This window comes from Marinobacter litoralis, assembly GCF_003336705.1.
In the GTDB taxonomy this organism is placed as follows: domain Bacteria; phylum Pseudomonadota; class Gammaproteobacteria; order Pseudomonadales; family Oleiphilaceae; genus Marinobacter; species Marinobacter litoralis.
On the sequence record NZ_QMDL01000001.1, the window covers coordinates 873,792 to 892,289 of the forward strand.

At 49.8% G+C, this 18,498-nt stretch carries 15 protein-coding genes; 12 read left to right on the forward strand and 3 right to left on the reverse strand.

What is annotated here, in order from left to right:
* Nucleotides 1-20: 20 nt before the first annotated feature.
* The 12 genes from DOQ08_RS04065 to DOQ08_RS04120 all read left to right on the forward strand — a co-directional run bounded on the left by DOQ08_RS04065 (nt 21) and on the right by DOQ08_RS04120 (nt 14,611).
* Nucleotides 21-911 carry a glycosyltransferase family 2 protein gene (locus DOQ08_RS04065; RefSeq protein ID WP_227537477.1) on the forward strand — a complete coding sequence of 297 codons (891 nt, stop codon included), beginning with the start codon at nt 21-23 and terminating at the stop codon, nt 909-911.
* Nucleotides 911-2,032, forward strand: a complete 1,122-nt coding sequence (locus DOQ08_RS04070) for a glycosyltransferase (protein ID WP_114333599.1) — start codon at nt 911-913, stop codon at nt 2,030-2,032. Before DOQ08_RS04065 ends, DOQ08_RS04070 begins: the two co-directional genes overlap by 1 nt.
* A 6-nt stretch (nt 2,033-2,038) precedes the next feature.
* Nucleotides 2,039-3,100 carry a polysaccharide deacetylase family protein gene (locus tag DOQ08_RS04075; RefSeq protein ID WP_114333600.1) on the forward strand — a complete coding sequence of 354 codons (1,062 nt, stop codon included), beginning with the start codon at nt 2,039-2,041 and terminating at the stop codon, nt 3,098-3,100.
* 167 nt (nt 3,101-3,267) lie between these two features.
* A complete protein-coding gene (locus DOQ08_RS04080) occupies nt 3,268-4,512 on the forward strand; it encodes an O-antigen ligase family protein (protein WP_165823603.1) in 1,245 nt (414 codons plus the stop codon).
* The gene (locus tag DOQ08_RS04085) at nt 4,512-5,630 is read left to right on the forward strand and encodes a glycosyltransferase family 4 protein (protein ID WP_165823605.1); all 1,119 of its coding nucleotides are present in this window, start codon (nt 4,512-4,514) and stop codon (nt 5,628-5,630) included. Before DOQ08_RS04080 ends, DOQ08_RS04085 begins: the two co-directional genes overlap by 1 nt.
* The gene (locus DOQ08_RS04090) at nt 5,627-7,141 is read left to right on the forward strand and encodes an oligosaccharide flippase family protein (RefSeq protein WP_114333603.1); all 1,515 of its coding nucleotides are present in this window, start codon (nt 5,627-5,629) and stop codon (nt 7,139-7,141) included. Before DOQ08_RS04085 ends, DOQ08_RS04090 begins: the two co-directional genes overlap by 4 nt.
* 3 nt (nt 7,142-7,144) lie before the next feature.
* Nucleotides 7,145-9,073: an asparagine synthase (glutamine-hydrolyzing) gene (gene asnB / locus DOQ08_RS04095; RefSeq protein WP_114333604.1), complete on the forward strand. Its 1,929-nt coding sequence runs from the start codon at nt 7,145-7,147 to the stop codon at nt 9,071-9,073.
* Nucleotides 9,066-10,118, forward strand: coding sequence for a hypothetical protein (locus tag DOQ08_RS04100; protein ID WP_114333605.1), 1,053 nt, complete (start codon nt 9,066-9,068; stop codon nt 10,116-10,118). The genes asnB and DOQ08_RS04100 overlap by 8 nt, the downstream gene beginning before the upstream one ends.
* Complete coding sequence (locus DOQ08_RS04105) at nt 10,118-10,999, forward strand: glycosyltransferase (RefSeq protein WP_114333606.1); 882 nt, start codon at nt 10,118-10,120, stop codon at nt 10,997-10,999. Before DOQ08_RS04100 ends, DOQ08_RS04105 begins: the two co-directional genes overlap by 1 nt.
* Nucleotides 11,000-11,034: 35 nt before the next feature.
* On the forward strand, nt 11,035-11,934 hold the full coding sequence (locus DOQ08_RS04110) for a glycosyltransferase (protein ID WP_114333607.1): 900 nt from the start codon (nt 11,035-11,037) through the stop codon (nt 11,932-11,934).
* On the forward strand, nt 11,934-13,052 hold the full coding sequence (locus DOQ08_RS04115) for a GNAT family N-acetyltransferase (protein WP_114333608.1): 1,119 nt from the start codon (nt 11,934-11,936) through the stop codon (nt 13,050-13,052). The genes DOQ08_RS04110 and DOQ08_RS04115 overlap by 1 nt, the downstream gene beginning before the upstream one ends.
* A gap of 71 nt (nt 13,053-13,123) precedes the next feature.
* Nucleotides 13,124-14,611, forward strand: a complete 1,488-nt coding sequence (locus DOQ08_RS04120) for an exosortase/archaeosortase family protein (RefSeq protein WP_227537515.1) — start codon at nt 13,124-13,126, stop codon at nt 14,609-14,611.
* Here DOQ08_RS04120 and DOQ08_RS04125 read toward each other — a convergent pair.
* The 3 genes from DOQ08_RS04125 to DOQ08_RS04135 all read right to left on the reverse strand — a co-directional run bounded on the left by DOQ08_RS04125 (nt 14,580) and on the right by DOQ08_RS04135 (nt 18,478).
* Entirely contained in the window at nt 14,580-15,662 is a 1,083-nt protein-coding gene (locus tag DOQ08_RS04125; protein WP_227537478.1) for a glycosyltransferase, read from the reverse strand. The genes DOQ08_RS04120 and DOQ08_RS04125 overlap by 32 nt on opposite strands.
* A gap of 37 nt (nt 15,663-15,699) precedes the next feature.
* Complete coding sequence (locus DOQ08_RS16035; RefSeq protein WP_227537479.1) at nt 15,700-16,368, reverse strand: PEP-CTERM sorting domain-containing protein; 669 nt, start codon at nt 16,366-16,368, stop codon at nt 15,700-15,702.
* 145 nt (nt 16,369-16,513) lie between these two features.
* Entirely contained in the window at nt 16,514-18,478 is a 1,965-nt protein-coding gene (locus tag DOQ08_RS04135; protein ID WP_114333610.1) for a PA14 domain-containing protein, read from the reverse strand.
* Nucleotides 18,479-18,498: the final 20 nt, after the last annotated feature.

Below are 18,498 nucleotides of genomic sequence, written 5' to 3' on the forward strand. Positions count from 1 at the left end.
TGCCCTCCAGGAATAGTGTTGTGCCGTCGTCATCCAATGAATTGGTTTCCGTAATTATCCCTTCCTATAATCGTGCAGCCTATATTGAGGCTGCCATTAACTCGGCGCTTGACCAGACTTACGGTCCGGTTGAGGTTATTGTCGTGGATGATGGATCGACGGATGGCAGTTATGAAAAGATACAACAATGGGAAGAACGAGGAGAACTGGTACTTCTGACTCACCCTGAGCGAAGGAATCGGGGCCAGTCTGCATCAATCAACCTGGGTATTCACCAAGCGGCCGGTAGCTATATTGCAATTCTGGACAGTGATGACATGTTCGCCAAAGAAAAATTGGCCGATCAAGTAGCATTCCTGGAAGCTAACCCCGAAACAGGTATGGTTTATGGCCAAGGTCATGCAGTAGATGCTGATGGCAATTTCTTGTTCAAAGTTCCCGGTGATGGTCATCAGGAACTGAGTGATCCTAACCGGCTACTCCTGGATTGTTACATGGCGCTGCCAGGGGGATCACTTGTTCGTCGTTCGGTATTTGAGAAGGCTGGCTTATTTGAGGAATCTTTTAGGGCCGGCCAGGATCACGATATGGCTATTCGGATCATGGAAGCGACTAAATGCGCTTATTTGCCGAAGCTTGCTTTCTATTACCGAAAACATGATGACTCCATTAGTGTTAAAGGGCTCGAACGTCGCTGGCTTACTGGGTTGGAAATTCTTCGCCGTGCGAATGAACGGTATCCCTACATGAGAAGCACAATTCGAAAACGCAAAGCGGTTCTTCAATTCAGATTAGGGCAGACCTATTGGCGAGAACGGCGCAAGGCCAAGGCGTTACCCCACCTTATCTCTTCAGGTTTGCTTGACCCCGCCCGTGCCTTGATGGTTCTGATAGGGCGAGAGCAGGTTTAATGGATTCCGCACCGCAGCCCATTCTCTTTGTTATCGACCACTTCCGCAATCCCAATGCTGGTACTGAGGGACAGCTCTTCCAGTTGGTTAGAGGCCTGGATCGAACCAGGTTCAAACCTCACCTGCTGGTCTTCCGGGATTCGGAGTTTCTTCAGGTTGGCGGATTCCCTTGTGATTACTCGGTTTTGGGACAGCATCGTATTCTTTCTGTGGCTACCTGGTATGCGCTTTGGCAAACCGCCCGGCGGTTTCGAGCTTCTGGTGGTCGCTTGGCTCATGTGTTTTTTAATGATTCCTCGGTCGTCTGTCCGCCGATCTTCCGTTTGCTTGGCATCGAAACGATTATCTCCAGGCGGGATATGGGGTATTGGTACACGCGCAAGTATCTGGCTTTGTTGAACCTAAGTGGTCGTTTTGTTGCCGCTGCGATCACCAACAGCGAGGCGGTTAAGGAAGTGACGCTTCGGCATGAGCCTGTTTCTTCAGAAAATACTCACGTGATCTACAATGGATACGAGTTTGAGGAGGTGCAACCCTCAATACCTTCCGATCTACAGGAATTGCGAGTGGGGCATCCAAATGCAGTATTCGCTGGAATTGTCGCCAACATCCGTCCGATAAAACGGATGGAAGATGCGATACGAGCGGTAGGGTTGCTGTCAGGGCAACGTCCTGCCTTACACCTGGTTATCATTGGAGATGGGGAGCCCGGGGACCTCAAAGCAGTGGCAAAAGAGCTGGGAATTGAAGGGCAGGTACACTTCCTGGGCGCGCGTAGGGATGTGAGGGGTTGTCTCGCCGGCCTGGATATCGGCTTGTTATGTTCTGAATCCGAAGGTTTTTCTAACGCCGTGGTAGAGTATATGCAGGCGGGATTGCCCGTGGTTTGTAGCGCCGTGGGGGGCAATCCGGAAGCGATTGCCCACGGAGAAACCGGTTTTTTGTATGGCTGTGGTAATGTGAGTGAGTTGGCGGAACGCCTCAGAGCATTGGCTTTTGATGGTGATCTCCGTGCCCGTTTGGGAGAAAATGCCAGCGTTAATGCAAGACAGCGCTTCAGTATGGACACGATGGTTCGGCAGCATCAGGAAGTTTATGGCTCTCTGCTGAACAAGGAGTAATGCAGTATGGGGTTGTTCTCGAAAACCATTCGCACGCTGGGCCCTTGGGGCGGCTATCAGCTAGCCAGGCAGATCTGCCGGAACCAGCCACGCATCCTTATGTATCACCGGTTTTCGGATCCGCCGGTCAAAGGGTGGGCAAGTCCACACTTCTTCGAACAGCAGGTCCGACACATCAAGGATAACTACAATCCGTTTTCGCTGGTTGGATTAATGCAGTATAAGCGTGAGCACGGTCGCATGCCTTCTCACGCGGTTGTCATTACCGTCGATGACGGTTACCGCGATTTTTATCAGTATGCTTATCCGATCCTCAAGAAGTACCAGGTACCTTCCACGCTGTTTGTTACCACGGGGTTTATAGAACGTAAACTCTGGCTGTGGCCGGATAAGATTACCTGGCTGTTGAGCCAGGTCGACTATATTCAGGAAGCAGTAACGATCGATGCTCTAAGGAGTGAGGCTGGACCGGTGAATGCCGAAACACGTCAAGTCTATTGGCAGCAATGGAACGATCACGCTTTGTCGTTGCCTGATGATGAGAAACATTGGTTCATCGATGAGTTGGCCCGCCAGCTCGGAAAGGCTATTCCCGAGGCGATTCCCCCGGAGTTTGAGCCGTTAAGCTGGGATGAGCTTGCGGAGATGCAGCAGAATGGTGTTGAAATTGGAGGCCATACAGTTACCCACCCTTCGTTGGGGAGGGTCAGTCAATCTCAGGCTAAAGTAGAAATAGTCGGGTGTAGTAATGCATTGAACGAAAACTTGGGGCGGCGCTCGCGTACTTTTTGCTACCCAAATGGTCAGCCATCTGATTTCCAGTATTTCCTGCCTGCGTTGGTTGAAGACTCAGGGTTCCTCGGCGCAGTGACGGCATTCCCTGATGCGAATGGGACAAAAGATCCGTTTTTAATGCGGCGTCATGTGAGTGGCGATGACATGTTTCAATTCTTCAAGGCTACATCTGGCGTTGAATTGCTGGGGCATAGGCTAAGGAGGGATATAAGACTGCGGAGAGATTTTTTTCTTGGCACTACTGATATTGCAAGCCCTGGAGTAAATGCGTAATGGTCTTGGCGGTTGGAGCGTCAACTCTCTCTAGGGCGAGACTTTCGACGCAGACTGTCAGTACCTTTACATTTTTATTCTATTTGTATTTTATCGTAGATTACTTCCTTCGGTTTTCAGTACGGATTCCCGGCTACAGTACTCTGAGGCCGACCCTAATAGGGATTTTGATTCTCTCAACGCTATTGTTTGTCGAACGAGAAAAATTCAAAGGGCGTTTCGATGATCCTGTTTTTCGTGGGTTTTTCCTTCTGGTGGGGTACATTATTCTGACTTTGCCCTTGGTAGAGTGGCCGGGGAGCGTTATAAAAGGTAATTGGGAAACCTTTCTGAAGGCTGTGGTTTTTCTGTTCTTTACAGCGCTAACTATAGATACAGAAAAACGTCTCAAGTGGTTCGTCGTTGTATTCGTATTTTGTCAGATATTTCGTGTTCTGGAACCATTGTATCTTAATATAACCCAGGGATACTGGGGGAGTGCAACACACCTTCAGGGTGCTGAGTTTGCAAACAGGCTTTCAGGTGCGCCAGCTGATGTAATTAATCCGAATGAATTGGGATTTGTTATAGCCACAGTCATTCCATTCCTACATTATTTGCTTTGGCCCAAGGGTTGGTTTAGTAAGGGGGTATATTTAGCCCTGATTCCTTTGCTTCTCTATGCGCTGATACTTACTATGTCTCGCGGTGGATTTATTGCTCTACTGGTAGTTGCTTTTTTTGTGTTTAAGGAGTCAAGGCGAAAGGCTGGATTAATTGCGCTAGGTGTCATAGTTGTTGTTTGTGCGTTTAGCGTTATGACACCGATCCAAAAAGATAGATATTTATCGCTTATCGATAGGGATACTGCTGGCGGAGCTTCGGCAGAAGGAAGAATTCGTGGAATGGTTAATGAATTTAAAGTGGGGTTGAGCAGGCCAATTGTCGGTCATGGTTTGGGAACAACTCCCGAAGCCAAAACACATAAGCTAGGGTCAAGACAGGCAAGTCATAACTTATATGCTGAAGTTTTAATTGAGCTCGGTGTTGTTGGTTTTATTATATTTACGATGTTTTTGGTGAAAATCGCTAAGAAACTAAAGTCAGTTAGGGCGAAGATGACCGGCATTGTTTCAGATTCCGGTAGCTATTTTTTGCGATTAAATAAGGTTCTTTTCTGTATTTTTTGGATGTATATTGTATACAGCATTAATTATTGGGGGCTTTCTCAGTATTACTGGTACCTATTTGCGGGCCTTGTGATTGCTTTCGGAAGGCTAATCCCATCTGCAGATGAGATCGAAAGAAACGAGGGTTTGAATGGAGAGGATGCAGTAAACCACCATTACCGTCTGGCTTCGAGTTTGCAAAATAGGCATCCCAGAGAAGTACGAGCATGGAAGTCATTGAATGAAAATCAGGAACGATGCTAATGAAGGTTTTAATGGCTGCTCTTCAGCCAGGCGGGGGCATAAAGACATTTCTCAGGTACGTATATTCCCAACCTTGCTTTGATGACTGCGAGTTTGTCCTGTATGCGCCAGACAATGGATTGTCATCATACCTTAATGCTGTGGTTGGGTATGATCGAATTGAGGTAATTCCTGCTCCTCAGAATTCGTGGGATTTCGCTGTTGCACTGAGAGGCGTCTTGAAATCCAGAGAGCATGATTTGGTTCACTCCCATGGATTTGGCGCAGGTGTACTAACCGAAATTGTAAGAACCCTCTCCAGCCAGTCGCCACACTTGATGACGGCTCATGATGTCTTTCTTGACTCACAATTTGGAGGTTTGAAAGGAAAGGTTCGCAAACTGGCTATGGCGCGGCTTTTTGGTCGAATAGAACGTATTCACACGGTAACAGAGGACGCGACCAGAAACTTCAGCGAGTTTTTCCCCGGCGTTCGTGCTGAGCGGCTAAAGCCAATCTTGCACGGTGTGGATACGGATTTTTTCAGTCAGGGTGAGCCAGCAGATCTTCGCTTTGAACTTGGTATATCAGCATCAACGCCTCTCATTGGTTTTTTCGGTCGGTTTATGGGCCAGAAAGGTTTTCGTACTCTTGTGGATGCAATGTTGGCAATAAAGCAAGAAGGTATTGAACCCTTACCCCGTGTGCTGACTTTTGGTTGGGGTGGTTTTATCCGGGAAGACTACGAGTACCTGACAAGTCTGGGATTGGCTGACGAGTTCGTTCAAATGCCCGGGACAGACAATATGCCCGCGATGATAAAAGCGGTAGACATGGTCGTTATGCCTTCTCGTTGGGAGGCTTGTGGTTTGTTGGCTATGGAAGTGCTTTCTGCTGGTGTCCCGTTGCTTTCGACTGATTGCATCGGCCTTCGAGAAGTGGTTGCAGGTTCGCCCACAAGGATTTTTCCGCCCGGTAGCGCTGAAGGTCTTTCTCTCGCCATCAAAGCGGAGGTCGCTGACCCGAGTAAAGATCGTTTTTCGGACTATCAGCAAACCGCCATCGCGCGTTTTCACATTGGTCGCCCAGCGAGCGAGCTGCGTGCACTCTATGACGAGTTGACCGGTCAAGCTTCATGATACGTACTTTGCTCGTTAATACTGGCTCAAACGTCCTAGTCATGTTCGTAAAGCTAGTCATTACTTTCATTATGACCCCCGTATTTGTCCACAACCTGGGCAAATACGACTACGGCCTTTGGGAAATGATTGGTGCGGTTATTGGCTATATGGGCATACTCGATCTTGGCCTCCGCCCCGCTATAAGCCGTTATGCCGCCAGGCATCTGGCAGAGAAGGATGAAACCGCACTTCAGTCTGTCTATATGTCTGCGCTCGCCTTCATGGCGGTGGTCGGCCTACTGCTGTTTGTGTTCTTTTTCTCATGGGGATTTTGGTTTGGCGGTACACTGGCCCCGGAGGGTGAACCCCATCAAAAGTACACGTTGTTCCTGATTATTATTGGCGCCTATCTTCTGATTTCTTTTCCGGGATACGTGGCCGAAAGTTATCTTGAAGGCTTTCAGAAGTATTACCTGAAAAACAACATCACCATTGTGAACTCGGTGGTGGGATCTGTACTGCTATATAGCCTGATTACACCGGAGAACGGATTGGTGCTTCTCGCGGGCATTAATGCGATTGGGCTCACGGTTAAGTATCTGCTGTTCATGTGGGTTCTCGCGCGCCCGGCCTACGGTGCTGTTCGCGCCCAATGGGAGATGTTTTCCTCCTTTAGGCTTCGGGAGCTCATCGTATTCGGATTCAAGTCGTTTGTTCAGGGTATAGCGACCCGTGTTGAGAATGCGACAGACGTTCTGGTTATAGGCTTGATTCTGGGGCCCGCTGTGGTGCCGTTTTACAGCATACCCGCAAACCTAACACAACACATTCGTGGACTGGGCTGGACGTTGACTCATGCTTTTATGCCCCTGTTCAGTGGGTTAAGCGCCCAGGCAGAAGACGAGATGATCCGTCGGGTATTTCTTATGTCATCCCGATACGTGGTCAGCATTGTATTTGCCATGGGGGCGGGTGCGCTGGTTTTGGGCGTCCCGTTCATCAATATTTGGCTTGGCTCTGAGTTTGGTGAGAAGGCTAAGTATCTGATTGTTTTTCTGGTTTTCTTCACCGTTCTTCCGTTTATCAATCCATTTGCCAGCCGCTATCTCACCGCGATAAATAAGCATGGTATTTTTGCCAGGCTTACTCCCATAGCAGCGACCATGAATATCGGGCTTAGTCTGGTTCTGGTACAACCTTTTGGTCTGGAGGGCGTGGCTTTCGCATCAGTGGTGCCAGGTTTGATTTTTGTACCTTTGTATCTCCGCTATACCTGTAAACATTTGGAGCTCCCAGTGAGGGAGTATCTTCGTTGGTCTGTGCTTCCTGCCTTTTTGCCGGCAGGGATTATGGCTTTGATTTTGTTGGGTATGGGGGATTATCTGATCTACGATTCCTACGCTGATATTGTCGCCGGCGCGCTTTTGAGCAGTTCTGCCTGGCTGGTGGCGTTTTGGTTGTTAGTGTTAAGCAGGGATGAGCGAACGTATCTGCGCGGTCGAATTGTTCGCATGGCGGGAAGGAACTAAGGGATGTGTGGTTTTGCCGGGTTCGTAAGCTCTCTGGATGCTGGGCTAGCAGAAAATACGTTACGGGGGATGGGCCGGGCAATCTCTCATCGTGGGCCTGATGCAGATGGCGTTTGGGTTGGTCAAGGGTTGGGTGTGGGCTTAGTTCACCGGCGCTTGGCTATTCAGGATCTGTCTCCGGCAGGGGCACAGCCCATGGCATCGGCCTCTGGCCGTTATGTTATCGCGTTTAATGGTGAGATTTATAACTTCCGACAGATTCGGGCCGAGTTAGAAAAACATGGCTGCGGTTTCAGAGGGCACTCAGATACTGAAGTCATGCTTGCGTCTATTGAAAACTGGGGGCTAGAAACTAGCCTCGAGCGTTTCTCAGGAATGTTTGCCTTTGCCTTGGTAGATACCCATAAACGAAGGCTCGTCCTAGCGCGGGACCGTATGGGGGAGAAGCCCCTGTATTACGGTTGGCAGGGGAAAACACTACTGTTTGGGTCTGAGTTAAAGGCGCTGCGTGTGCATCCGGACTGGAAAGGAGGCATAGAGCCGAAAGCGTTGGCCCTGTTGCTGCGCCATAACGTTATTCCAGCCCCATGGAGTATTCACCCCGGGATTTTCAAGTTACCACCTGCTTCGCTGATTTCTTTTGATTTAACGAGCCCAACTCCCGGGCTGACTCCAGCCCCTAAACGTTACTGGCACCTTGAAAGTTGTTTCGCTGCTCGGGCAACGGGCACATTTGCAGAGAGCAGTCGGCAACTCGAGAGTTTGTTGGGCGATGTGATAGAAGATCAGATGGTGTCTGATGTGCCTTTAGGAGCCTTCCTTTCAGGTGGTATTGACTCTTCAACAATCGTTGCGCTGATGCAGTCTCGGGCCTCAAATTCAGTCCGGACGTTCAGTATTGGGTTTGATGAGCCCGGTTTCAACGAGGCGATTCATGCAGCAGAAGTGGCGTGCCATCTTGGCACCCAGCATACCGAGCTATACGTAAAACCAGAGGATGCTTTGCAGCTGGTTCCTCGATTGCCAGAGCTTTATGACGAACCCTTCGCAGACTCCTCTCAGTTGCCAACCTTTTTGGTCAGCCAAATGACCCGTAAGCACGTTACCGTTGCGCTTTCCGGGGATGGTGGTGATGAACTGTTTTGCGGCTACACCCGTTATCAATCGGTGTTTAATCGTTGGCAGAACCGGTTTGGTGCGAAATCCCTTGGGCGCAAAGCTGCATCCTGCTTGCCAGAGGCTCTGGCAAGCAGGGCCATACGAGCAGCTGTACCCTCGCAGAAAGGGCGTTCACATTTGGCGGTTGCCCATCGCTTGAAAGCAGAGCGTGCCATGGCAAAAGCAGGTGATCTCTCTGAGTTCTATCGTCAGTCGGTATCATTTTGGAATGAGCCGGAGTGCTTTACTCAGCCATTTCCTGAGGGTGGCTATGGGTTAAATAACTCTCTACCAGAAAGCGTGCCAGACAACAGTATGAAGACTCTGATGTGGCGAGATCTTAACTGGTATTTACCGGATGATATTTTGGTCAAAGTAGACCGATCTGCAATGGCTTGCAGCTTGGAAACGCGCATCCCAATGCTGGACCCGAGAGTGGTCGCTTTCGCGCTATCACTACCCTTGAGCTATAACGTTAAAGGTGGTGTTGGGAAGCAGGTGTTGCGCAGCGTCCTTTTTCGGCATGTGCCACAAGCTCTGGTTGACCGCCCCAAACAAGGTTTTGCGGTGCCAATTGGTCAGTGGTTACGAGGGCCGTTGCGCGATTGGGCAGAATCTTTACTAGAGCCTTCTGTATTTCGTAAGCAAGACTTCTTGGATGAAGAAGTTGTGATGGCCTTTTGGCGTGAGCACTTGCGCGGGCGGGAGGACTACTCCTCGGAATTGTGGGGGATTCTAATGTTTCTTGCTTGGCTGGAGCAGTCCCTTGGTTGAAATCTCGCCTTATAACGATCAATTACATCGAGACCAAGTATTGGCGTTGTTTCCTGATGTACCCTTTAAAAGGGACCTATGGGAATACCAGTTTTTATTGAATCCGGGAGCGATGAAGCACAATTTTAGCCCTGTGATTGCGGTAAATGCACAACGTGTTGTCGGTTTTAATGGTGTGGTTCCGGTGGCCATGCTTTGGAACGGTCAGGTTCGGGAAGGTCTGTGGAGTTGTGATTTCAAAGTTTGCAGTGAACTTCGGGGTAAGGGCGTCGGGCGCTTAATCAAAGAGGAGCTTGCTCAACGATCTCCGATACTCATCTCTTTTGGTATTAGCCCAGTCGCAGCCATTGTTCTGGAGCGTATGGGCTGGCACGCGAATAAGGACGTTCACTTTCTTAAAAAGATTCGGTGCCCATCTTCCGTTCGGGACCACGCGCTTTCTGTTTTCCAGTGTTTGACTTCGGCTGTTAATTGGACGTCTGGAGGAGATGAGTACTCCGTTTCAGTGCAAGATTCACTTCCCAAGCAATCCGACGTTGACGCTCTGTGGGATGAGGTGAAAACCGGTTATGACAAGGTGGTTGTTCGAAACTGGTCCTACCTGCATTGGCGTTATGAAACGCATCCTTTGGCTTCTTACCGTTTTCTCGAGTTAAAGAACAGAGCCAACCAATTAAAAGCCATTGGTATCGTTCGGGCCTCTGGTGGGCAGGTACGTCTTGTTGACTACATGGGGCCCGCCCAAGATATAGCCGTTAAACGAGCCTTGGTTAAAGGAGTGCTAAATAGTTGGTCTGATGCTAAGGCTTTCTCTGCGATGACGTCGGACTCGCAGTTCAAAAAAGTTATGAAGTCGCTGGGCTTTTACCAGGGGCGTGAACAACCACGTTTCTATGTATGGACATCCGAAAGAGCCTTCACTTCGGGTGAGTGTGAACGGAACACTCAAGGTTGGTTCATTATGGGGGGAGATTCCGATGGTGAGCTGTTACAAGCCGCGAGAGAGTCTTGGAGTGAGCAAATCAATCACAGGGAACAGGTGTAATGTCGGATCATCAGCCTTTAGTGAGCATCATCACGCCAACGTACAACCGAGCTGAGTTTATAGCCGAGGCGGTCGATAGTGTTTTGGTTCAGACGTACCCGAATTTTGAATTTTTGATCGTTGACGACGGCTCTGATGACAACACTTCGGAAGTGCTGGCGCCATACTTGAGCGATAGCCGGATCAAGCTGTTCCGGCAAGAGAACCAAGGGCAGAGTGTAGCGCGAAATTTGGCTTTGGCCGAGGCGACAGGGGAATTCATTTGTTTCCTGGATTCCGATAATTATTGGCCAAAGGAAAAGCTTGAACAGCAAGTTCGGTTGTTTGAAGCATATCCGGAAACAGACGTGCTCTATGGCGATAATGTCATTATCAATGCAGAGGGGCGTGAGCTCAGCCGTAAAAATATGTCCCGCTACTCGGGCAGGATTGCGCGCCAGATGATTAAGGATAATTGCGTGGCGATGAACACAACCATGGCCCGCCGGCGCTGTTTTGATGAGATGGGGGGCATGAGCGGTAAGCGACGGGTTGCGGATGATTACGATTTGTGGCTTCGCTTGTCAGCCAGGTACCTGTTTCGGTATGAGCCAGAATATTGGGCCTGGTATCGGGTGATGGAGGATCAGATTTCTTCCGATAAGACCCGGCGCTTTATAGTTAACGAAGAGATTATTCGTGATTTCCGGCGTGACTTTCCTGATGCCTTGTCGGTTAAAGAGTTCGATCTCGGCTTTGCGCATTTTTATCTTCGCAAAGGGCGCTACTTGGGAAGCATAGGAAACAAAACAGCAGGGTTGAAGGAAATCGTTAAGGCGATTCGGTATGCGCCTAGGGAATATGCCGTATGGCGATCTTTTTTAGCCGTATTGCTCAAGTGAAAATCGGGTAGGCAGGACAAGGAAGCGTAGCAGTCATGGAAAATAAGCCTCGGGTATCGGTGATCACGCCAACGTTTAATCGGGCAGACTATCTGCCAGTCGCGATTGACAGTGTGCTCGCACAGACATTCGGTGACTTTGAGTTGATCGTGATTGACGATGGCTCAACTGATGGCACACCAGAGTTAATGAAGGGGTATTCGAACGACTCTCGGGTTCGCTATGTTCAGCAGCCGAACCAGGGGCAGAGTGTGGCGCGGAATCGTGGTGTTGCTGAATCAGTCGGAGACTTTATCTGTTTTCTGGATTCGGATAATGCCTGGGTTGAAACGAAGCTGGCGGCTTCCCTGCGGGCGTTTGACGAGAATCCTCAAGCGGATGTTGTATACGGCGACTATGTAGTCATCGATGCTGAAGGGCGTGAGTTGGGCATCAATCGGATGACGCGTTATTCTGGCCGGATAACCCCAATGCTGATTTGCGACAACTTTGTAAGCATGAACACGACCATGACTCGTAGGCACTGTTTCGACGAAATGGGGGCCTTTGATAGCAATGATCGGCTCGCAGAGGACTATGGCCTGTGGCTGCGCTTTTCGACTCGCTATCAGTTTTTGTATTTACCCGAAGTTCTGGGATATTACCGGGTTATGGAAGATCAAATTTCCAGTGATAAGGACAGTCGCTTTAAAGCAAATGAAGAGCTCATTTTGGAGTTTTTGAAGGCATACCCGGATGCACTCGATTCACTAGAGGTTCGTCAGGGCTTGAGTCGTTTTTATCATCGAAAAGGGCGTTACGAACTGTCGGTAGGCCGCTCCAGGAGTGCCGGGCGGGACCTAGGGCGATCATTGTTGCAGTATCCTGTTTGGTCCGGCCCATGGCGGCTGGCTGCTAAGTTGGCCGTTCATTTGCTCCGCGGCGGAGCGAGTTAATGTACACCGTTCGGGCGCTCAGCGAGGCACAGTTTTTCGCTCTTAAGAACGACTGGGGGCAATTGCTCTCGCGAAGCGATGCAGACCCTCTGTTTATGAGCTGGCCATGGCAGGCGTCTTGGTGGGAAGTTTGGGGGCACAAGCTACAGCTGAAATTGTTGTTGCTTGCAGTATATGACGACGCGGGCCGGCTTATCGCGCTGGCACCTTTATACTTTAGCCGGTACAGAACTCCGATTGGATGGGACTTAAAACGCCTGCACATAATTGGTAATGCATGGAAGTTGGGCCCCACCGTACGCACTGAATATATTGGATGTATCTGTGACACTCAGCACAAGCCGCAGGCGCTTGAGGCGTTGTCTGACTATTTAAAGGGTGAAGCTTGGGATGAGCTTATTCTTGCGGATGCGTTGGGGAGTGAGATAGAAAGTTGGGCCCAAGCACTTGGTAAACAGGTTAACGTCACCTGCCACGTTCGCAGTGAGGCTCAGGGGGTCGCTGTTGACACAAGGGGGGGGTATGACGAGTGGCTTACGAGTCTTGGCAAAAACACGCGGCTTAAAGTCTATAACCGTCGGTCACTCTTTGAAGGGCAGTTGGGCGGTGAGTTTCAAGCCTGGGAAGATCCTGGCGCCTTTTTGGAACTCCTGAATAATTTCCACGTGGCCCGGTGGGGGAAGCCGTGTTTTGACCAAGACGCGGTACGATTTCACCAACTCCTTTTAGATAGGCTGACTGACAATCAAAGAGCACAGCTTTCTGTATTGCAGTCTGATGGAAAAATCTTGTCGGTTCTCTATGACATTCGTGCTGGGGACCGCGTATACAATTTGCAGGCGGGGTTTCTTGAGGAGTTCCACCCTAAGATATCGGTGGGTACTTTGCATTTGGGTTACTGCATTGAGGCTGCGTTTAGATGCATGGATGTTGCCAGTTATGATTTGTTGGCTGGATCAGGCAAAAACACATTCTACAAGAGCCATTTTAAGGGCCAAACTGTTCGATTCACTACAGTTGAATATGTACGTTCTTCTGTCTTAAAGATGGCCTACGGTGCGAGGGGGTATCTGCCGCAGGGCTTGGTATCGTCCGTTAATCGCTTTTTCAGACTATAAACAGGGCATTTATGAATAGGGAAGGGATTCTAGGGCGCGGTGTTGTAAGGCAACTGTTGCCATATCTCGTAATGCTGTTTGGGGTTGTGCTGTTAGTCCTACCGACTCTTGAGGGCGTGGTTTCGCGTTGGCTTAAGCTGGATGAATCCTACTCTCATGGCTTTCTTTTGCTGGCGGTTTCAGTTTTCCTGACCGTACAGGCCGTTAAACGTCACCCTATTGTTGCCGGCTTCTATCCGTTTTGGCTTGTGCCTTTGTGTTTGTGTTTGTTGGGCTATTGGCTTGGCGGCCTCATTCGTTTACAGGCATTGCAACAGCTTACCTTAGTGCCAATGCTGCTTAGCGCATTGGCAGTTTTAATGGGTTGGCGGCAAGTTCGATGGCTAATTATCCCCGTAGGGCTCCTGTTTTTTACAATTCCCGTTTGGGATTTCTTATCGTGGAATCTTCAACTGATTACTGTGGCAGTGAACAAGTTTCTGCTTGGGTTACTGGATATTGATTTCGAGGTTGAAGGCGTATTTGTCTATTTGATTGGCGTAGGCACCTTCGAGGTCGCCCACGGCTGTTCAGGCTTGCGGTATTTGCTGGTTGGTCAGGCGTTGGTATTGATCTACGGTGAGTTGTATCTCTCACGGGTGCGTTCTCGAGTCTTGCTCTTCTGTTGCGGAGTTGCGTTTGCTCTGGTTGCCAATTGGATTCGGGTGTTTGTCATTATCTATATGGGCTACGAAACCAACATGCAGTCCAGCTTAATAGAAGATCACGATAATTTTGGCTGGTGGGTGTTTGCAGCCACTTTGGTGCCACTGTACTTTATTGCCCGGCGGCTTGAGCTACAAGACGAAAAATGTGAGAGCAATACATCCACTGAAACTACGTTTGTGCAAGAAAGAAAAGCAGTTGGCGTGTCGCTCGGGGTTGTTTTGCTTTGCGTTGGCGTCACTTATGCTGCGCTACCAGATAAGCGGTCATCGGTTTTGGATCAACCCAAAAGCTACGGTATCGACATTCAGGAGCGGTACGCGCCGGTATTTGGGGCACAGCTTGCAGGCTGGCGCCCTCAAATTCAAAACCCCGACTGGGCCTATGCGCAAACCCTATTTGATCGTCAGCAGATTTCTACCGACGGTAGCCTGGATGAACAATTCTACTTGGGCGTTTTTACCTATGAGTTTCAGCGCCATCGTGCTGAGCTGGTCCAGTATACAAACCGTCTTTATGACACGAATTTATGGGTGCCGGAGCAGTTTTATAAGGTGCCGAGTAAGCTAAATATCCCGATACAAGGAATCACTCTGAAAAGCCTGGCGACGGGCGAGAAGATCCATATCGCATACAGTTATATGGTGGAAGGGCGATGGGAGACGGATCAATGGCGGGCAAAATTGGCGCAGGTGCTTGGCTTTTTCAGTGAGCGAAGTGACGCAAGCCTTCTAATTGCGGCTGTCCGTTGTGGTGATTGTACACCTCAGGAGAGCCTGTTGAACTTTGTGGAGACAACGTTCCCGCAATCTGTGTCTTCTATTAACCAGGAGGTTGCCGGGTTATCTGATTGAGATAGGCCTGCAATCGCTGAATGAACTCACTATGGTTTGAGCGGTACCAAGTGATAGACGCTGTAGACAGTTCTTTGAGCGTGTGTTCGTTTACATTCAAGACTTCTGCCATGGCCTTCTCAATGGCTGTCTGAGAGACGAAATAACGAGTGCCGAGCCGGAATGGTTCATTCCTTAGGGGTGTAATTAAGAAGCCGCGCTTTCGGTGGATAACTTCATTCATGGGCGGGGCATCGGTTGTAATGGTGACGCAGCCGTGAGCCATGGCTTCCGCTAGAACTTGCCCGTAACCTTCTACTTCTGACGGTATGATCGCTAGTCCAGCCTTTTCCCAAAGCACCGTTAGATCCTTTTCAGGGAGCGACTGATGATGCTGAATATTGGTGGAAAGAGCTGAAACTCCTTGTAGGTGTTGTGATACCACTACCAGCTTCGGCCATTCCGGGTGATCTTTCCAACAGTTAACCAGAGCATCCGTGCCTTTGAATTGGCTGTTGCCCGCAACATGCAGGGCGAGCTCATAGTCTTTATGGAGCGGTTCAGGGTTATCTGGGCAAATGGAGCCGGTGAATCCAAGGTATCGTGAGTTTGAGTGCTTACTGGAAAAAATTTCGACAGCCTGGTGGGTTTTGCAAAGAATCTGATCAATAAACCGTAAGTAAGGCAAGCGGGATTCTATAAACCATTCCTGATTCGGAATTAGCCAGTGCGTTGCGTTGAGGTGTAACTCCGAGGGGCGCACGTTCTCAAGATGGATGACCAAGTTAATGTCTCGGGCAGACCTGCTTAAGCGCACCATTAACCATCTTCTACATAGGTAATAACGGGAGGCGACAGCCTTTGGGAGAGTTCTTTCGAAGGCGAGGCCTCGCAATCGGGAAAGCTTGTTGCGCCATGGTGGGGTCGGCGGTACGCAACACAGCTCGCACTTGTGCCCAAGTTGTGTCAATGCCATGGATAGTATTTCGGCATCTTTTTGTAGACCACGGCCGCTGCCGGCGTATACAACCCGTATCTTCATTTCATCGAGCCAATTAAAAAGGCCCTGCAAATGCAGGGCCTTAAACCATAGCACAATACCATGGATGTTATGCTTTTTTACGGCCTCTCATACGAACCGCAATACCGGCTAAGCCCAGACCAAGCAAGGCAAGTGTGCCCGGCTCAGGAACAGCAGCAGCCTTAACCATTACAAGCATGTCGTCGTGGTTATCGTCGACTTGGTTGTTATCATCCAGGCTCAGGATGAACCAGTCTTCTCCTGCATCAAAGATAGAGAAGTTATAGCCGTTGGCTACATTACCTGTACCCATATTGGATACTGATCCGGCTGGATTTCCCCAAGCATCGGAAGAGAAACCAAAATCGAGTTTCGCTAAACCGCCACCGTAAACAACGCTGAATGTATCTCCCAGCGCACTGGTACCGGTGTTAAAGACTTCTGAGCCTTCGTACAGGAAGGAGCCTGTATAACCGGCTTCCTTACCTAGGTACGTGAACGTAAGCTTGAATGGGTCGCTCGATACTGACTCAAGCGAATGAGACAGCAGCACGGTATCCGCGAGGCTGTAGTGTTGGGGTCCGATGAAATCTCCGTTTGGGATCCCATTTCCGTTTGCGTAGTCGTTATCTGCTGAAACTGCAACAGGTGCCTCTGCAGGGCCTGTGTTTGCAACAACGTCAATATAAGCAGCCTGAGCAAAACCTGTAACGCCCATCGCCGCCGCCAGTGCTAAACCTTGAGTAAGCTTTTTCATGTTGTCCACTCCTCCAGTGAGCGATCTTATAAATACTTCAATAACTCACTAAGCATGCACTATGCCAATATATAACTTGTTGAAATTTAGTCGTTAAATTCGGGCTACTTGAGTGCTATGTAAAGTATCTCGACGACCTGTATTCTTACTTAACAGAATATTGAACGGGTTCAGAGGGCTCGCTACTCAGCCCGTTATTGTCAATCACCTGGATCGTGAAGAACCAAACCCCGGCGGTTAGGCCAGTAATCTGGGTGGTTGTCGTCCCTGCTGCCACGTCCAGCGATTGGTTTAATGTTTCGACGTTTTGGCCGTATGAGATCTTGTAGTTCTTGATTTCACTGAGGGAGATGCTGCTGCCGTCTACACGTGTGCCGGGTGGTGTCCATGACAGAGTAACGCTGCCGAGCGTGGGATCGCTGGGAGCCGGCTCCGCTGTGTTGGGCGCATCGGGGGCCGAAACAGTTTCGAGAGTGTAAGGGTGAAGCCCGGATTGATAGGCATCCAAAACAGTGACGCCGCTGTTGTTAAATACCTGTGTGGCGACCGGCTTTAAAAGGGGTAAACCATAGCGCAACTTGTAAAGGTCATCTATTCCGTCTCCTATGCTGCTTTCAGCAAACTCGCTGTTTAGTGCAAGTTGTTGAATAACGTTTTGCGGAGCGAGAATCTTGCCGGTGTCGGTTTCGCTGATGGTGAGTTTAGCCGCGGCACCCCAGCCGGATTCGAAATATTCCATGTTGACAGCAACAGGCTGGTCAGCACCTAGGCTGGCGGTCGCCGTGTATTCTGTGGGCGACTGGTTTTTCCATTGGTCGATTACCAATGTTCCGTTTACGTATAACCTCACACCATCGTCGGTGGTGGTGCTAAACGTATACTCTTTCGTGCCTGAACTGTGGGGTGGAGTAAACCAACCTTGCCAGCGGACACTGAACCTGTCTTTTGGCATGTCAGGGGAAGGTCCACCATTTCCCCAGCTGAAATCGATCTCTGCGTCCTTTTGGCTGTAAACAAACTGGTCAAAGTTGGTTCCTGTAAAGTATTGACCAACAAAGCCTGGCTCGTACACGGGTTCGGCAAGCGGTGCATCGGTTGCATCGTCGGGATTCGTATTGGCCAAGTATTCATCGAGAGCGCTGTAGCCGTCTCCGTCGGTGTCATAGCTGGCATCAGCGGGGTTGGTTGGGTCCATTCCAAAGGCGTATTCATATCCATCGGGTATGCCATCGCCATCGGTATCTTCCGCGTTAGGATCTGTTCCTGCCCAGTATTCATCCAGCGCGGTCATTAGGTCGTTGTCAGTATCTGAATTCACATCGCTTGGGTTACGTGGGTCTAGGCCGTGTAGTGTCTCCCAATTGTCGTATAGGTTGTCGCCATCTTCGTCGAGTGGCGGATAAGTATCATTGAAACTCAAGCCTTGTTCAGCATCGAAGTAACCGATTTTATAGCCAAGTTTATAGGCTTCAGCTGCCCCCAATTCAGGCTTGGCATCCGGTGCAGTTTTAGCCCAACTGTATAGATGTTCGCCCCGAATCACTTGTTGTGAGATGCCGGGGCCAGACCAGGCTACCGTGAAGTGGTCGTCCCAACCGCCTTCTTTGTGGCGAAGCTGAAAGTAATACTTTTTGCCGGCTTCAAGGAAATGCACGCCAGAGGTTTGGGAGCTGTACCTCGAAAAGTTGTCTAAGGGTGTGGCCATCGTCATAGCAATCTGAACTGCGGCGTCAGGATTCTCGGTTTCAGAGAGCCATAGTTGAGTTTCGTCGTCACCGCTTAGGTAAAAGGTATATTCGCCAGTGGTGGGGGGCGCGAGGAAGCCTTGAATGAGTGTCCCGTAGTTGTTACCGCGGCTGGCCGATTGCCGAAGTTCGGTAAACGTGGTCACTTCATCGGGAGCATCAGGGTATTTGTTTGAGTCCAGAAGATTCTGAACGCTGTTGCCGGATACCGAATCGTAGTACCAAACGTCTACCTGGCCCTTGGTGCTCACTTCAGGAACCGCGGCCGTCGGTGGGAGCTTTTCAATATCCCTGAACTGCCAGCTCTGACATCCGCTGACTACTACCACCATCGTGCCTAGCCCCAATGCTTTTATAGTAGCCATACCTCACCTTTATTATGTTT

What these genes read in the sequence shown, in the direction of transcription:
- DOQ08_RS04075 (WP_114333600.1), top strand. Translation starts at nt 2,039, where the DNA reads ATGGGGTTGTTCTCGAAAACCATTCGCACGCTGGGCCCTTGGGGCGGC.
- DOQ08_RS04120 (WP_227537515.1), top strand. Translation starts at nt 13,124, where the DNA reads ATGCTGTTTGGGGTTGTGCTGTTAGTCCTACCGACTCTTGAGGGCGTG.
- DOQ08_RS16035 (WP_227537479.1), bottom strand. Translation starts at nt 16,368, where the DNA reads ATGAAAAAGCTTACTCAAGGTTTAGCACTGGCGGCGGCGATGGGCGTT.
- DOQ08_RS04085 (WP_165823605.1), top strand. Translation starts at nt 4,512, where the DNA reads ATGAAGGTTTTAATGGCTGCTCTTCAGCCAGGCGGGGGCATAAAGACA.
- DOQ08_RS04070 (WP_114333599.1), top strand. Translation starts at nt 911, where the DNA reads ATGGATTCCGCACCGCAGCCCATTCTCTTTGTTATCGACCACTTCCGC.
- DOQ08_RS04115 (WP_114333608.1), top strand. Translation starts at nt 11,934, where the DNA reads ATGTACACCGTTCGGGCGCTCAGCGAGGCACAGTTTTTCGCTCTTAAG.
- DOQ08_RS04090 (WP_114333603.1), top strand. Translation starts at nt 5,627, where the DNA reads ATGATACGTACTTTGCTCGTTAATACTGGCTCAAACGTCCTAGTCATG.
- asnB (WP_114333604.1), top strand. Translation starts at nt 7,145, where the DNA reads ATGTGTGGTTTTGCCGGGTTCGTAAGCTCTCTGGATGCTGGGCTAGCA.
- DOQ08_RS04105 (WP_114333606.1), top strand. Translation starts at nt 10,118, where the DNA reads ATGTCGGATCATCAGCCTTTAGTGAGCATCATCACGCCAACGTACAAC.
- DOQ08_RS04135 (WP_114333610.1), bottom strand. Translation starts at nt 18,478, where the DNA reads ATGGCTACTATAAAAGCATTGGGGCTAGGCACGATGGTGGTAGTAGTC.
- DOQ08_RS04110 (WP_114333607.1), top strand. Translation starts at nt 11,035, where the DNA reads ATGGAAAATAAGCCTCGGGTATCGGTGATCACGCCAACGTTTAATCGG.